This is a genomic window from Terrabacter sp. 01T434 (genome assembly GCF_056398545.1).
Genome location: NZ_JBFTPP010000009.1, coordinates 103,018 through 118,347 on the forward strand (window position 1 = coordinate 103,018; position 15,330 = coordinate 118,347).

The following is a 15,330-nucleotide window of genomic DNA, read 5'->3' on the forward strand; positions in this document are numbered from 1 at the left end:
GATCGATTGGGGAACGCCATGACGGATGCGCCGCACGTGTGCTTCGACCGGATCCTTCCCAAGGACCTGATGCGCCCTCACCGGCGCGTGCGCGGGCCGGACGGCGCGGATCGTGCGATCTCGCCCATCGGCAAGGCGTGGATGAACGGGACGAGCCTCAAGGTCCGTTTCCTCGAGGGCACCCCGGAGCAGCAGGCGAAGGCCCGCGAGCAGGCCGCCTGGTGGCAGGCCGCGTGCAACATCGCCTTCGACTTCGGCGACCACCCGGACGCCGACATCCGGATCTCCTTCGACCCCAACGACGGCGCCTGGTCCTACGTCGGCACCGACAACAAGGGCATTCCCAGCAACGAGGCGACGATGAACCTCGGCTTCCTCGACGGCGGCACGGCCGGACACGAGTTCGGCCACGCGGTCGGGCTGGCGCACGAGCACTCGAACCCCGAGGGCGGCATCCAGTGGAACGAGCCGGTCGTCATCGCAGCGCTCGCCGGGCCACCGAACCGCTGGGACGAGGCGAAGGTGCGCCACAACGTCTTCATGAAGTACGCGGTCGACCAGATCAAGGGGACGCAGTTCGACCCCGACTCGATCATGCTCTACGCGTTCCCCGCGACGTGGACGCTCAACGGCGTCGCGACCCACGCCAACGACGTCCTGTCCTCGCTCGACAAGGCATTCGTCTCCGGGGCCGCGATGTACCCGAGGTCGACTCCGGTCGTCAGCGACGCCGTGCCGCTCACCGTCGACGGACCGAAGGTCGACGCCTCGATCGGGGCAGCGGGCGAGGAGGACCTCTACGCCTTCGACGTCGCGAGCGACGGGCTCTACGAGGTCACGACGAGAGGCTCCACCGACGTCTACCTGACGCTCTTCGGACCTGACAGCGACACCCATCTCGTGGGCGAGGACGACGACGGCGGCTTCGGCGTCAACGCCCGCGTGCGCGCCGGGCTGACGCCGGGACGCTACGTCGCCCAGGTGCGCCACCACGCGCCGACCGGCACCGGCGCGTACTCGATCCGTGCCCGCCGCCGCTGAGGACCGCGACCCTTTCCACCGAGGGCGTATGCCGTCCGCCAGCCACCGGGCGGCATGCGCCCTCGCGCTTCGCCCCGGGCGTAAGACGTTGACCCGCGTCTGTAATCGAGTAATGCTGATTACATGATTACGAACGAAGCATTGGAGCGGGTGCGCGGCTGGTTCGTCGGCCGCCTCCCCGAGGAGTGGCGCAGCACGCCACCCGAGATCACCGTCGACCGCGAGGAGATCACCGTCGTCCTCACCATCGCCGACGTCGACCTGCCCGACGGGTCGAGCGACGCCGAGCGCGACGAGGCGCGCGCCGGCCGCACCAAGGCCTTCCGCGAGGACACCCGCGGCCGCCGCATCGAGATCGCCCGCGAGGCCGAGCACCGTTTCGAGCGCAAGGTCTCCTGGGCCGTGCGCGTCGGCGATCGCACCGAGCTGTTCACGCACGTCGCAGCCCCGGCGATGACCCGGCTGCGCCAGCCCGAACGCCGCGTCCTCGACACCCTCGTCGACGCCGGCGTGGCCCGGTCCCGCGCCGAGGCGCTCGCCTGGTGCGTCAAGCTCGTCGGCCAGCACGAGAGCGACTGGCTCGGGGAGCTGCAGGAGGCCATGTCGCGCGTCGCGGACGTGCGCACCAAGGGACCGTCCGCGTGACGCCGGACGGTTTGCGGGAAGGGGCAACGGGTCGGCTATAGTTCCACTCGTTGTCCCGGCCAGGTAGCTCAGTTGGTACGAGCGTCCGACTGAAAATCGGAAGGTCGGCGGTTCGACCCCGCCCCTGGCCACCACCCCAAACCGCAGGTCACCTCGTGGCCTGCGGTTTGCCTTTTCCGGCTGCCCCCAGCAACCATTCAGAGCGAACTGGAACCCTCGTCCACAGACAGGTCGTCGCGCAGCGAAGGCGGACGACACCAGAGGAGCAGCAGTGAGCAGCATGGATGAGTTCGTCGGACAGTCGCGCCTGAGCGGGGACGGTGCCAACGTCACGGAAGGCCGCACGACGGGGAGCCGAGCATGAGCGGCGACGCCGAGCCCGCTTCGGCGTCCGCGCCTGACGCGGAGGAGGTGTCCGGGCACCGTTCGGACCGGCCGCGTCGTGGCCGACGCTGGTGGATCCTGGGCGTCGTCGGGGTCCTGGTCCTGGCACTGGCCGGCTACGGCGCCTACCAGTACCACTCGCTCGACAGCGGCATACGCCGTTCGGCGGCGTTGGCCGGAGGCACGCAGTCGACCCACGGCGACACGAACCTGCTCATCATGGGTCTCGACAGCCGCCTCGACGAGAACGGCGACCCGCTGCCGAAGGCGATGTACGACGCGCTCCACACCGGCGACGCGAGCATCGGGGGCCTCAACACCAACGTGCTCATGCTCGTGCACATCCCGGGCGACGGCACCCGCGCCACAGCCATCTCGATCCCCCGTGACGACTACGTCGACTTCGTCGGCTGTCCCGACGGCGAGTGCAAGGGCAAGATCAAGGAGGCCTACGGGCTGGCGTACGACCAGGAGCAACGTGCACTGGCCAAGAAGGGCGTCACCGGTCACCCGGCCAACCAGCAGGCGCGCGAGGCGGGTCGCAAGACCGAGATCGCGACGGTCCGGCAGTTCCTCGGGGGCGTGCCGATCGACCACTTCGTCGAGGTGACGATGGTGGCCTTCTACCAGATCGCGCAGAACGTGCAGCCGATCCAGGTGTGCGTCAAGGAGGACACCCAGGACACCTTCTCCGGCGCCAACTTCCACGCCGGACTGCAGGAGATCGACGCCTCGCAGGCCATGGCGTTCGTGCGCCAGCGCCGGGACACGGTGCACCCCGACCTGCAGTTCACCGACCTGGACCGGTCCCGCCGCCAGCAGGCCTTCATCGCCTCGCTCTTCCACCAGCTCAAGCAGGCCAACACGTTCATCAACCCGGCGACCATCACGGGCCTGGTCAACGTGGCGAAGCAGAACACGGCGATCGATGCCGGGCTCGACCCGATCGGTCTGGCGCGGGACGCTTCGGCGATCTCGGGCGGCAACCTGCACTTCTTCACGCTCCCGGTCGAGCGCTTCGGCTTCGACTCTCGCGGACAGTCGGTCAACTTCGTCAACGTGCCGGTGATCCGCAGCACGGTGCACGCGATCCTGAGCACCGGCAATGCGCCGACGGCACCAGCGACACCGAAACCCTCGGCGACGACGACGCCCGTGCCTGACCGCAAGGTCGACGTCATCAACGAGTCCGGGGTCGCCGGCCAGGCCCGGCTCGTGCTCGACGCCGCCGTGGCCAAGGGCTACCGGGCCGGCCTCGTCTCCACCGGAGTGCCGCGCACCGGCTCGGTCGTCGACTACGCCCCCGGTGACTCCGCGGCCGCCCAGTCGCTCGCCGGCCTCCTCGGCGGGCTGGAGATCCGGGAACGCGCCTCCACGCCGTCGGGATCACTCATCGTCCGCCTCGGCAACGGGTTCACGCTCCCGGCCTCGGCCACCCCCTCGGGCACGGCCACGACCCCTGCGCCGCCGCCGGCGACTGCCGTGTCCGCGGTGGGAGGCGGTCGGTCCGGGCCGCCCCCGACGGCCCTGACCGACCTGTCCGGTGGCGGGATCCCCTGCGTGAAGTAGGTCGGCGTCGGGGGGGCTGGGCGGTCCGTCGTCATGGTGGACGCAGCCGGTCATCAGCCGTGCAGCAGGCCTTCGAAGACCCGTTGGCTGGCCGCGCTGGGCGACACCCCCAGCTCCTCACGGAGCAGCACCTGCAGGTCGGCGTAGACCGTCAAGGCCTCGGCGACGTTGCCCTCGCGAGCCAGCGCCTGCATGAGGACCTGGTGTCCGCTCTCGTGGAGCGGAGCCAACCGGACGAGTCGGCGCCCTGCCCGCACGGCGGCAGGAAGCTCGGTGCCGCCCGTGCCCAGTGCGGCGACGGCATACGCCTGCAGTGCGCGGAGCGCGACGGCGGTGAGCTCTCGGCGCTCCTCCTCGATCCACGGCGCCTCCTCCCCCGGCAGGAACTCTCTCTCCGTGATGAACATCGCGACCTGCGCGGGCGCCCACGCCTGCTTCCAGTGTGCCAAGGCGATCTGGGACTCAGCGGTGTGGACCGCCCGACGAGCGGCCTCGACGTCGACCACGGCGTCGCTGGGCAGCCGCAGCCGAAGGCCCGACCGCCCTTCGACCAGGCCGGCACCCAGGACCTTGCGCAGCTTGGAGACGAGGGGATTGAGGCCGGACGCGTGCCCGGGTCCGTCCGGCCAGAGGGCCCGCTGCACGTCGTCGCGGCTGCTGACCCGGTGACGGTTGAGGACGAGGTAGGCGAACAGGAGAACGCTCTGGTGCCCGGCGAGGCGGTCGTCGAGGCGTTGGCCCTGCAGCTCGATCACGGGCGGCCCGCAGAGCTGAATCCTCGTCGCGATCGGCGACGCCAACGTCATGCCAACATTGTGGCAAGGCCATCGGCGTACACCATGAGAGGAGGACGACATGGCCAGAATCATCCGCTGCGAATGCGGGTTCGTGGCTCACGGCGACACCGACGAACTGGTGATCGACGCGATCCGGGAGCACATGCGCGCTGACCATCCCGAACTCCTGGAGACAGTCCGGGACGAGGACCTGCTGGGCTGGATCCACATCGAATAGGTCCTGAAGGCCCGAGGTGGTCAGCATGGACGGTTCCTCAGTTGTCAGCACGTATGCCGGTCAGGCCGGTCAGGCCGGTCAGCTCGGCCACGTCGGCCAGGTCGGCCAGGTCGGCCAGGTCGGCCAGGGACGCGGCGCGCTCCTGATCGACCCCGGCTGGCTGCACGAGCACCTTGCCGATGGCGGTGTCCGCATCATCCACGTCGACGTCGCTGCCGCCGGCTACGACGCCGCGCACCTCCCGGGTGCCGTGCTCTGGAACATCTACACGGACCTCAGACGCCCCGACTTCCAGCTCGTCGACCCGGCGGCCGTCGAACGACTGGTTCGCGACTCCGGGATCGATGCCGACACCCTCGTGGTGTTCACCGGCTACGCCCCGGCCCTGGGACTGTGGCTCCTCCAGGCCCACGGACACCGACGGGTCGGGCTGCTCGACTGCTCCCTGGACACGTGGCAGGCGCAGGGTCGCCCGGTGACCAGGGCGGTGCCGTCTCCGACGCCCACCGCCTACCGGCTCGAAGGGGTTGATCCCGCGATGAGGGCGGGACGCGAGGATGTCGAGCGAGCCATCGAGGACGCAGGCACCGTGATCCTGGACGTCCGCTCCGAGGCGGAGTACCGGGGTGACCAGTTCTGGCCCTCCGGAGGACAGCAGGTCGGCGGCCGGACGGGCCACGTTCCCACCGCCGTGCACGTCCCGATCACCAGGGTGCTGGACGAGCGCGGCTCGTTCCGCGACGCCGCGGAGCTGACGTGCATCTTCACCAGTGCCGACCTCGCGCGGCTGACGGGGATCATCACGTACTGCACGGTCGGCGCGCGGGCCGCCACCACCTGGTTCGTCCTGACCCATCTGCTGGGCCGCCCCGGCGTCCGTGTCTACGACGGGTCCTGGGCGGAGTGGGGGCTGGACGCGGCAAGCCCCGTGGAACGCACCCCTGCGGGACGCGGAAAGGCGCGTCTGCCTCAGGGCTGAGCGCCTCCGCACCTGGCCGACGACGGGTTCGAGTGCTTGGCTGGGTCTGACGACGAGCTGCACGCGAGGAGATCGGGAGGCGCCGGAATGAGCGAGATTCCTGGGCACCGGGTGGTCGTGTTCCTGCAGGAGAACAAGACGACCGACTTCTACTTCTCCGCCCTGGCGGCCTGGGGCGCCGCCGTCGCGAACCACGGGCCGTTGCTGTCCAGCCCTCCCGACTTCGACCAGCCCCACGACCGCAACGCGTGGGTCCACTACTCGATGGGCGACTACCCGGCGCTGTCCGCGCAGGTCGACAGCGACGTGGTGATCCCGTTCTACTCGTGGCTGGCGAAGCAGTTCGTGTTCTGCGACCACCACTTCGGGTCCGGGTCGAACTCGACGCCCGGTCACATGCTGGCCATCGGGGGTCAGATGCCGACCATGAAGAACCCGCCGTTCGTCGGCCCCCACCCGGTCTGGGACCTGCCCTCGATCTTCTCCGTCGCCCAGACCGCCGGCGTCGGGTGGGCTGCCTTCCCCGACCAGTCGGGCTACCCGACGAAGTTCTACGCCTCGTTGAGCACGGCCCCCGGCAACGCCCACGTGTACCCGCCCAGCCAGTTCGTCCCGATGGCGAAGGCGGGCACCCTCCCGCAGGTCTGCTACGTGTGGAGCCCGGCGGGCTACGACGAACACCCGCCCTTCGTCAGCGACCCCGGCTACGTCACCAAGGGCCATGACCTCGTCTGGCAGCGGGTCCAGGCCGTCATCGACGGCGGGGGCTGGGACGACACCACCTTCGTGCTGACCTGGGACGACTGGGGCGGTTACGCCGACTCGGTGCCGACGCCGGCGATCGAGACCGTTCCCGACGCACTGCACCCCGACGGGTATGCCGCCATCGGTGGCTCACGGATACCGCTGGTCATGTTCGGGGGCAAGGTCGGTCAACACATCGATGCCCGCTGGCACTCCCACGCCAGCATCCCCAAGACGATCATCGACCTGCTCGGCCTGCCGCCCATGGAGGTCCCACGCGTCGACACGGCCCCGTCGCTGGCACACCTGGTCGACCCTGCCGTCAGCAGGTCCGTCCCGCCGGCACCCGGAACGGTGATCACCCAGCCCACAACGCCCAGCCCGCCGACCCCACCCCAGCCGACCGCACCGTGGCCGGACCCGTTGGGCCAGCCGATGCCCCCGCTCGTGACGCTTGACGGCAGCGTCGTGGCTCCCCCGACCGACGGCCTGGTCCATCCGAAGCCTCCGAAACCCCATAAGCCCGTGTAACAGGCCACGGTCGGACGCACGCCGGTCATACTCGGCCGATGAGCCCGACCTTCCCCGAGCCGACCGATGCCGCATCGACCCGCACCGAGGTGATGCTTCGGTATCTCGACTACTTCCGCGACCAGGTCGCCAGCAGGGTCGAAGGCATCCCCGTCGACGAGCAGCGGGTCACACGCGTCCCGTCCGGCTGGACCCCGGTTCAGCTCTTGAAGCATCTGACGCATGTCGAGCAACGCTGGCTCGAATGGGGATTCGAGGGTGCGGTCATTACCGAACCATGGGCCGACCGCCGCGACGGGCGCTGGTTCGTCGCTGACACGGAGACGCTCGACGACCTCCTCGCGGCCTTCCGCGCGCAGGCTCGACGCAGCAACGCGGTCATCGAGTCGCACGGTCTGGACGATGTCGGTCAGCCCGGCCCCCGCTGGGAGGGTCGCCCACCGGCCACCCTCGAACGGGTGCTCCTGCACCTCGTCCAGGAGTACGCGAGGCACGTGGGCCACCTCGACATCGTCGCCGAGCTCGCCGGGGGTCCCACGGGCGAGTGACCTGCCGGCGCGGGGACCTTCGGCCCTGCCCCCTTCGGTCCCAGCTGCCTAGTGTGGTGATGGTACGAAGTGGTCGTGCCAGCCTTCGGCCGGCAGGCTGCTCCGTCGAGGAGGCGACCACCATGGCCACGATCGGCAGCCGGGAGCAGCCGAGGCTGCAGGGTCAGGTGCAGCCCCGCACCTTGGGCACCGGGACGGCGGCGGTCGTCTGGGTCACTGCGGCCCTCGCCCTCGCGGCGTCGGTGGCGGGGCTCGTGATCGACGGGGTCTACACCGGTGCCCGGTCGACCGCGGAGATCCTGCGCGGTTACGACGTGGTGACGGCGGTCCTGGTCGTACCGGCGCTGGCCCTGGCCGTGGGTCGTGCCCGGCGCGGTTCGCTGCTGGGCCGGCTGGTGACCGCCGGACTGCTCGCCGACCTCGTCTACGGCTACGCCTTCTACGTCTTCGCCACCGATTTCAACGACCTCTTCCTGCTCCACGTGGCGGTCTTCTCCTCGAGCCTGATCGCCATGGTGCTCACCATCGGCGGTCTCGAGATCGACATGGTGAGAGAGCAGTTCCGCGGGATGCGGCAGGTGTGGCCCGTGGCGGCGGCACTGGGAATCCTCGCGATCTCGCTCGGCGGCATGTGGATCGCGGCGGCGGTCGTCAACGCGGTCAACGGGACGGTGCCCGTGGGCAGCCGCCTCGTGGAGTCCACCGCGCTCATCCACACGTCGGCCGTGCTGGACCTGGCCGTGCAGGTGCCGTTGTATGCCGTGGGCGCCGTGCTGCTGTGGCGCCGGTCCGCGTGGGGCTACGTGCTGGCGTTCGTGGCCCTGCTGTCAGGCATCCCCGAGCAGATCAGCTATCTCGTCGGGATGCCGTTCCAGGTCTGGGCCGGAGTGCCGGATGCCGTGGCCTTCGATGCGTTGGAGCCGGTGATCGCCGGACTCTACGTCCTCGCGTTCGCGCTGCTGGTGCTGGGCGCCCGAGGCGAGCCGGCCGACGCGGGCTCCGCTGGCAGCCCGGGCTGAGGGAGCGACGTGGCGGGCATCGAGGGTGACATCACGATCGCCAGTCCCGTGGACGTGGTCTTCGACTACGTGGCCGACCAGACCAACGAGCCGCAGTACAACCCGCGGATGGTCCGCGCCCAGAAGGTCGGCGCCGCGCCCGTCGGCCGCGGCACGACCTTCCGCTCCGCCGTGTGGTCGGGCGGCCGCACCGCGGACCTGCTCATCGAGATCACGGACTTCGACCGGCCGAAGCTCCTCGCATCGGTCACGACGATGGCGCAGGCCGACATCCGCTACGTCCTGCGCTTCGAGCCGGTCGCCGCAGGAACGCGCATGAGCTGGTCCGGCCAGGTCCGCCCCAAAGGGGCGCTGCACCTGTTGGGTCCGCTGATCGTCTGGCTCGGTCGACGTCAGGAAGAGCGCATCTGGCAGAGCATGAAGGTGCACCTCGAGCACGAGCGGGCAGCCGAGCCCTGACCGGAGGTGGGCCGGCCCAGTCATCGAAATCGGTCAACCGTCAGGACTCCAGCGCCGCCAGGGCGGAGCGGTCGAAGCCCTTGACGAGGAGCCAGACGGCCAACACCATCTCCTGCAGTCCGATCGGGACGGCCAGGGCGACCTGAGCTGTCGACAGTGGACTGATGGTGCCGAAGATGATGAGCACCCCCGCGAGCATCAGCAGGACCACCCCGGCAATTCCCCACGCCGACAGCCAGATCGGGATGAGCCTGCTGCGGTAGAACAGCAGGTAGTACAAGAGCCCGCCGACGCTGAAGGCCAACAGCAGTCCGGCATCAGCCAGCCAGTGGTACTGCCCCAGCAGCGCGTCACCGAGGACCGCGTAGCCCGCGCCACGGGGCGCTCCCGCGACGGCGAATGCCCGGCTCAACGTCGACAGTGACAGCAACGCCCACATGCCCAAGGCGTAGAAGATCCCCTCCATGAGCCTGAAGCCGACAGCTCCGAGCGCCAAGCCCTCACCGAACCTTCGCAGCACCGGATACAGCGCGATCGCGATGCCCGGCGCCGCGAACGCGGCGATGAGCCCGAGCAGCACACCCATGGCCACCTGGCTCTCGTGTGCCGCCGCGTCGGCGAGGTGGTCGACGCCCGTCACCGGAGCCAGGAAGGGTCCGCTCAGAAGACTCGCCACGGTTGCCACGATGAACAAGACTCCCGCGACCACCGCGTTCGTCCTGAAGGGAGCCGTCGCGCGACGACCTCTGACAGTCTCCTCACGATTGCCGATGATGACCCTCACTCGAAGCCGCCTCCTTCATCGGAAACCACGATAGGAAGCATCCACCGACCGGGCCTAGGGCCCAAGGTCCCCGCGAGCACCGTGCTGGCCTGACGACGCGCCTCCGTCTCCGGTCGCGCTTCGGCTGCGTCGCTCGGGGGTCCGGGACCTTCGACTCTGGTCAGTGTGCGCCGTGGGCAGAACCGTGGACGAATGGGTGCGGTGGTCAAGACGGTCAGCGGAGAGCTGCGCGGGCTCGTCGCCGACGGGGTGGCGTCCTTCCTCGGCGTGCCGTATGCCGCGGCCCCCTTCGGCGTGAACCGCCTCGCTCCCCCGCAGCCGGCGCCAGCCTGGGCTGGCATCCGTGACGCCGTGACGCTGGGCGCCGAGCCACCGCAGGTCGCTCCCCCGACACCGACCGGCCCACCATCGGGGGCCGGGGAGGACTGGGAGGACGTCGGGGCGGCGTTCGAGGCCGTCCGGCGCGCCGCACCCTCGGAGGACTGCCTGAACCTCAACCTCTGGGCGCCCCACCCGACCGCAGCCGGGCTGCCGGTGATGGTGTGGATCCAGGGCGGCATGTTCGAGCTCAGCTCCACGGCGGCCTACGACGGCAGCCGGTTCGCCCGGGACGGAGTGGTCTGCGTCGTCATCAACTGGCGGCCCGGCGCAGAGGGGTTCCTCTACCTCGGGGACGGGATCGCAAACCTCGGTCTCCTCGACCAGGTCGCTGCCCTCGAGTGGGTCCGGGACAACATCGCTGCCTTCGGCGGCGACCCCCACAACGTCACCGTCTTCGGTGAGTCCGCCGGAGCGATGAGCATCGGCACCCTGCTCGCCATGCCCCGCGCGCAAGGCCTCTTCCGACGAGCGATCCTGCAGAGCGGGGCTGCCCACCACGTGACCCCGGCCGACGACGCACTGCGCATCGGCCACTGCCTGGCCGAGAAGCTCGGCGTCGCACCGACCCGTGCAGCGATCGCCGACGCCGGGATCCCCCGCCTGCTCGCCGCCCAGGCCGCCCTCAAGGCGGACCTGCTCGCCGACCCGGACCCCGACCGCTGGGGCTGGGAGGTCGTCACGAGCACCATGCCGTGGCAGCCCGTGGTCGACGGGGACACCGTGCCGGGGCTGCCCATCGACCGCATCGCTGCGGGATCCAGCCGCGACGTCGACGTCCTCGTCGGAACCAACACGGACGACTGGCGGCTGTGGCTCGTCGTCAGCGGCGCCATCGCAGGGATCACCGACGAGATGCTCACGGGCCCGGTCACCTCGTACGGGTACCAGTCGCTCGCCGCCTACGGACTCTCCCCGGAGACCGCGCTGGCCGCCTACCGGGCCAGGCACCCAGGCGCCGCACCCGGTGACGTGCTGACCGTCGTGCAGACCGACTGGTGGATGAGGATCCCTGCCATCGCCCTGGCGGATGCGCACGCCGCCGCGACCGCAGCCGCGGCCACCGCCGGCCAGACGTACATGTACGAGTTCGCCTGGCCCGCACCGGGACTCGGCGCAGTCCACGCCGTGGAGGTGCCGTTCGTCTTCGACACCCTGAGCCCGGACGCGCCGCTGTTCGGTCCCCTGCTCGGCGAGCACCCGCCGCAGACCCTGGCCGACACCATGCACGCCGCGTGGGTCTCCTTCGCCTCGACCGGGGACCCCGGCTGGACGGCATACGACCTCGGGAAGCGAGCCACCATGCGGTTCGACACCACGTCCGAGGTCGTGGACGACCCACGTTCGTGGGAGCGCGAGCTGTGGCACGGCGTCCGCTGACCGGCTACGTGCTCCATCCGATCCCCAAGGAGCGCCAACCGGTCCTGGACAGGTTGACCGGCGCCAGCCGCCGGTTCCAGGTGCACGCCCTGGTCGAGCTCGACGTGACCACGGCGGCCGAGCGGATCCGTCACGTGCAGCCCACGGTGTCGTGGACGGGGTTCGTGCTCGCCACGGTGGCGAGGGCGGTCGCCGAGCACCCCGAGGTCAACGCCCGCAAGGCCGGCAACCAGCTCCTCTTCTTCGACCGGGTCGACGTCGGCGCCACCGTGGAACGGCCGGTGGGCGCCCACGTCGTCCTCGACATCGCCGAGATCGAGGCAGCCGACGAGCGGTCGTGTGCCGAGATCACGGCCGAGCTCCACCACGCCAAGTTCGGACCGGCGCCGGCACACCGTCAGAACGGGATGACCGCGGCGCTGGTGCGACTCCCGGGGCCGCTGAGACGCACGGCCATCCGCCTCGTGGCCACCCGGCCGAGCATCGCGGCGACGTTCGGCCCCGCCGTCGGCGTGACGTCGGTCGGCATGTTCACGCACGGCTGGGGCTGGGCCATCCCCGTCGCGCCGCTGACACTGATCGTCACCGTGGGCCACGTCGCCGAGCGGCCCGCCGTCCACCACGGCCAGATCGTGGCCCGGGCGATGCTGCCGCTCACGCTGAGCTTCGACCACGCCGTCATCGACGGCGCGCCCGCCGCTCGCTTCACGGACACGCTCCGCACCCTCATCGAGACGGCCGCGGTCCTCGACGACGTGGACGGACAGCACGCCACCGACCACGGACGAGGGGCTGCTCACGAGCATCCCGTCACGGAGGCGCAGGGCCACGACCAGTGACCCAGCGCCGACCCCCCGGTCCGCGGAGCCGAGAAACCCGCGGGCCGGGACACGCCCGGCCCGCGGACTGCCGCGCGCCGGGCTCAGTGCCCGCCCGGCTCGCCCGTCAACAGCGGCGGCAGGGTGCCGTCCACGACGGGGCTCGCCGTCTCGTACGCGTGGGCGAGCTGGAGGACGCCGTGGTCGTCATGGCGCCTGCCGATGAGCTGGATCCCGGTCGGCAGCCCGCGCCTGTCGAAGCCGGCGGGGACCGCCGCCACCGGGTGCCCGGACATCGTCCACGGGACGACGGTCTCCATCCACCGGTGGTAGGTGTCCATGGGGCGACCAGCGATCTCCCGCGGCCAGTGCACCGCCTTGTCGAACGGGAACACCTGCGCGCTCGGCGCCACGACGAAGTCGTAACGCTCGAACATCCCTGCCAGAGCGGCATACCAGGCGTCTCGAGCGGCGGCCGCCCGCGTCAGGTCGAGGGCGGTGAGGCGGAGGCCGTACTCGATCTCCCAGACCAGCTCGGGCTTCATCAGCGCCCGCGTGGCCGGGTCCTCGTAGAGGTCCGCGTAGCGCAGGTTTCCCCACGAGCGCCACGCGAGGTAGGACTCCCAGATGTCCTGCGGGGCGTATGCCGGCAGCACCGGCTCGACCTCGCAGCCGAACCTCTCGAACGTGGCGAGAGCCGACTCGCACAGCTCGAGCACCCCGGGCTCCGTGGGGAGGTAGCCGTCCCAGTCCCCGACCCACGCGATCCGCGCGCCGGACCAGTCCCGGACGAGGTCGGCCGACAAGGACGCCGGGTCCTCGTCGATGCAGAGCGGCGCGCCGGCGTCGGGTCCGGCCATCGTCGACAGCAGCTGCGCGACGTCGGCCACGGTGCGTGCCATGGGACCGTTGACGCTGCCGTAGGGAATGAAGCCCGGCTCCGGGACCCGGCCCCACGAGGGACGGAGCCCGACGACGTGGTTGAAGGCGGGCGGGTTGCGCAGCGAACCCATGTTGTCGGACCCGTCCGCGACCGGCACCATCCGGGCGGCCAGCGCGGCGGCCCCGCCGCCGCTGCTGCCGCCCGCCGTGCGGGAGGGGTCGTAGGGGTTCGCGGTCGTGCCCCACACCTCGTTGTACGTCTGGGAGCCGAGGCCGAACTCGGGGGTGTTGGTCTTGCCGATGATGATCGCGCCGGCTGCACGGATGCGGGCGACGACCACGTCGTCGGCCTCGGCGACTCGGTCCGCGAATATCCGTGATCCCGACGCGTGCGGCAAGCCCCTGGCCGCCGCCAGGTCCTTGACGGCGTGCGGGAAGCCGTGCATCCAGCCGCGACTGCGACCCGCCGCCAGCTCGTCATCGCGCTGGCGCGCCTCGGCCAGCAGCTCGTCCCCGTCGCGGAGCGCGACGATGGCACCCAGCACCGGGTTGTACCGCTCGATCTGCGCCAGGTGGGCGGACATCACCTCGACGCACGACACGTCGCGCCGGTGGATGAGGCCCGAGAGCTCGAGTGCCGAGTGCTCGACGAGACGAGCCTGCTCGCTCATGGCAGGAGCGGCATGAGAAGGCTGCCGATGCCGAGGACGACGAACCCGACGACGAAGGCGACCACGGTGAAGCCCATGACCCGGCGGATGTTGAGCTTGGCGATCGCGAGGACCGGCAGCAGCCAGAACGGCTGGATCATGTTGGCGACCGCCTCGCCGTTGGCCACCGACATCGAGATCTTGCCGAGGTAGGCCGGGGACGCCTGGCCCAGCTGGACGGCCGCACTGACGGCGACGGGGCCCTGGACGCCCCAGTGGCCGCCGCCGGACGGGACGAAGAGCGAGATGACGACCGAGGCGATGTAGTTCAGCAGCGGCAGCGTGTAGTACGTCGCGTGGGACACGATGGCCGAGGCGATGACCGTCTGGAGCGGGTGGACGCCGGAGTGCGGGGCGTAGCCGAGCAGCCCGATGATGCCGCCGTAGAGGGGGTACTGCAGCAGGAGCGGACCTGCCGTCTTGGCGGCCTCCGTGAACGCCCGGATGAAACGCATGGGCGTCCAGTGGAAGAGCGCACCGAGGATGAAGAAGAGCATGACCATCGAGCCGATGTTGAGCGCGAAGCCGCTCCGCACGAAGTAGGCCAGGCCGGCCACGAAGAGGAGGACGTTGAGGACCCAGAGGTTCTCGAGGCGCTCGGCGAAGGTCTGGGGCCCGGCCGGGCGGGTCTCTGGGGCCTGGTCGAGCGCCAGCAGCGCGTCACGGTCCACGTCCGCCTGCTCGGTCGTCTCTTGCTGCAGCGGCGACATGCGGTGCACGAGCAGGCCGATCACAGCGACCAGCACGAGCATCGGCACGAAGCTGTAGGGCCGGAAGATCGTGTCGCTGAGCGGCACCAGCTGGTGCGTCTGCGTCCAGATGATGTTGAGCTTGCTCGTCTTGTCGGTGTTGGCCAGGGCGATGGAGCTGGACAGACCGGAGGTCCACACCATGTAGCCCATGTAGCCCGCCGCGACGAGGTAGGCGAAGTTGACGGTCCGGAGCCGCGCGAACACCTGGCGCGCGAGCAGGGCACCGACGACGAGTCCGAGGCCCCAGTTGACGACGCAGGCGAGGGCAGCGACGCCGAAGCAGAGCAGGCCGCCCTGGGCCTGGTTCCTCGGCTTGCTGGCCAGCCACTGCAGGCCGCGCTTGACGAGCGGAGCCTCGGCCAGCGTGTAGCCGCCGACGAGGATGAGGATCATCTGCATGGCGAAGGTGAAGATGTTGCCCTCGCCCCAGACACCCTTGTACCAGCCGTCGACGACGCCCCCGAGGCTCGCGCCCGGCACGAAGGCGAAGATCAGGGCCACGACGACGACGGTCAGGATGACGGCGAAGAGGTAGGGGTCGGGCATCCACTTCTCGACGTACCGGACGGACAGGTCGGTGAAGCGGTGCAACGGTCCGGGACGACCGGGGCTCACCCTCTGGTCCTGTTCCAGGACGAGCTCGGAGTTGTGCGACATGGGAGCCTCTCTGCGTTGACCCGGCCGCGTGGAGGG

15 protein-coding genes and 1 tRNA gene are annotated in these 15,330 nt (G+C 70.4%); 12 read left to right on the forward strand and 4 right to left on the reverse strand.

The window, feature by feature from the left end:
- Positions 1-18 precede the first annotated feature (18 nt).
- The 4 genes from AC1DIW_RS18090 to AC1DIW_RS18105 all read left to right on the forward strand — a co-directional run bounded on the left by AC1DIW_RS18090 (position 19) and on the right by AC1DIW_RS18105 (position 3,639).
- Positions 19-1,041 (forward strand): M12 family metallopeptidase, encoded by a 1,023-nt coding sequence (locus tag AC1DIW_RS18090; RefSeq protein ID WP_478109915.1) that lies wholly within the window; start codon positions 19-21, stop codon positions 1,039-1,041.
- Between the two features lie 123 nt (positions 1,042-1,164).
- Positions 1,165-1,686 (forward strand): hypothetical protein, encoded by a 522-nt coding sequence (locus AC1DIW_RS18095; protein ID WP_478109917.1) that lies wholly within the window; start codon positions 1,165-1,167, stop codon positions 1,684-1,686.
- A gap of 57 nt (positions 1,687-1,743) precedes the next feature.
- Positions 1,744-1,820 (forward strand) — tRNA-Phe (locus AC1DIW_RS18100).
- 226 nt (positions 1,821-2,046) lie between these two features.
- The gene (locus AC1DIW_RS18105) at positions 2,047-3,639 is read left to right on the forward strand and encodes an LCP family protein (RefSeq protein ID WP_478109918.1); all 1,593 of its coding nucleotides are present in this window, start codon (positions 2,047-2,049) and stop codon (positions 3,637-3,639) included.
- Positions 3,640-3,692: 53 nt separating this feature from the next.
- On the opposite strand, the gene AC1DIW_RS18110 is transcribed toward AC1DIW_RS18105, so the two are convergent.
- A complete protein-coding gene (locus AC1DIW_RS18110; protein WP_478109920.1) occupies positions 3,693-4,445 on the reverse strand; it encodes an AfsR/SARP family transcriptional regulator in 753 nt (250 codons plus the stop codon).
- A gap of 49 nt (positions 4,446-4,494) precedes the next feature.
- Here AC1DIW_RS18110 and AC1DIW_RS18115 point away from each other — a divergent pair, with 49 nt between their 5' ends.
- The 6 genes from AC1DIW_RS18115 to AC1DIW_RS18140 all read left to right on the forward strand — a co-directional run bounded on the left by AC1DIW_RS18115 (position 4,495) and on the right by AC1DIW_RS18140 (position 8,933).
- A complete protein-coding gene (locus tag AC1DIW_RS18115) occupies positions 4,495-4,653 on the forward strand; it encodes a DUF1059 domain-containing protein (protein WP_442277203.1) in 159 nt (52 codons plus the stop codon).
- A 25-nt stretch (positions 4,654-4,678) separates the two neighbouring features.
- Positions 4,679-5,632 carry a sulfurtransferase gene (locus AC1DIW_RS18120; RefSeq protein WP_478109922.1) on the forward strand — a complete coding sequence of 318 codons (954 nt, stop codon included), beginning with the start codon at positions 4,679-4,681 and terminating at the stop codon, positions 5,630-5,632.
- 87 nt (positions 5,633-5,719) lie between these two features.
- Positions 5,720-6,907: an alkaline phosphatase family protein gene (locus AC1DIW_RS18125; RefSeq protein ID WP_478109924.1), complete on the forward strand. Its 1,188-nt coding sequence runs from the start codon at positions 5,720-5,722 to the stop codon at positions 6,905-6,907.
- Positions 6,908-6,945: 38 nt separating this feature from the next.
- Positions 6,946-7,455, forward strand: coding sequence for a mycothiol transferase (locus AC1DIW_RS18130; RefSeq protein ID WP_478109925.1), 510 nt, complete (start codon positions 6,946-6,948; stop codon positions 7,453-7,455).
- Between the two features lie 122 nt (positions 7,456-7,577).
- Entirely contained in the window at positions 7,578-8,474 is an 897-nt protein-coding gene (locus tag AC1DIW_RS18135; RefSeq protein ID WP_478109927.1) for a hypothetical protein, read from the forward strand.
- A gap of 9 nt (positions 8,475-8,483) precedes the next feature.
- A complete protein-coding gene (locus AC1DIW_RS18140; RefSeq protein ID WP_478109928.1) occupies positions 8,484-8,933 on the forward strand; it encodes an SRPBCC family protein in 450 nt (149 codons plus the stop codon).
- 40 nt (positions 8,934-8,973) lie between these two features.
- Here the strand turns inward: AC1DIW_RS18140 and AC1DIW_RS18145 are convergent, their stop codons facing one another.
- On the reverse strand, positions 8,974-9,717 hold the full coding sequence (locus AC1DIW_RS18145; protein ID WP_478109930.1) for a DUF4386 domain-containing protein: 744 nt from the start codon (positions 9,715-9,717) through the stop codon (positions 8,974-8,976).
- Between the two features lie 192 nt (positions 9,718-9,909).
- On the opposite strand from AC1DIW_RS18145, the gene AC1DIW_RS18150 reads away from it, so the two are divergent.
- Together AC1DIW_RS18150 and AC1DIW_RS18155 are read left to right on the forward strand one after the other, a co-directional pair.
- Positions 9,910-11,475, forward strand: coding sequence for a carboxylesterase/lipase family protein (locus AC1DIW_RS18150; RefSeq protein WP_478109931.1), 1,566 nt, complete (start codon positions 9,910-9,912; stop codon positions 11,473-11,475).
- Complete coding sequence (locus AC1DIW_RS18155; protein ID WP_478109933.1) at positions 11,457-12,314, forward strand: 2-oxo acid dehydrogenase subunit E2; 858 nt, start codon at positions 11,457-11,459, stop codon at positions 12,312-12,314. Before AC1DIW_RS18150 ends, AC1DIW_RS18155 begins: the two co-directional genes overlap by 19 nt.
- A gap of 83 nt (positions 12,315-12,397) precedes the next feature.
- Here AC1DIW_RS18155 and AC1DIW_RS18160 read toward each other — a convergent pair whose 3' ends face one another.
- Both AC1DIW_RS18160 and AC1DIW_RS18165 read right to left on the reverse strand, forming a co-directional pair.
- Complete coding sequence (locus AC1DIW_RS18160) at positions 12,398-13,846, reverse strand: amidase (protein ID WP_478109934.1); 1,449 nt, start codon at positions 13,844-13,846, stop codon at positions 12,398-12,400.
- Positions 13,843-15,294 carry a TIGR00366 family protein gene (locus tag AC1DIW_RS18165; protein ID WP_478109936.1) on the reverse strand — a complete coding sequence of 484 codons (1,452 nt, stop codon included), beginning with the start codon at positions 15,292-15,294 and terminating at the stop codon, positions 13,843-13,845. The genes AC1DIW_RS18160 and AC1DIW_RS18165 overlap by 4 nt, the downstream gene beginning before the upstream one ends.
- Positions 15,295-15,330 lie beyond the last annotated feature (36 nt).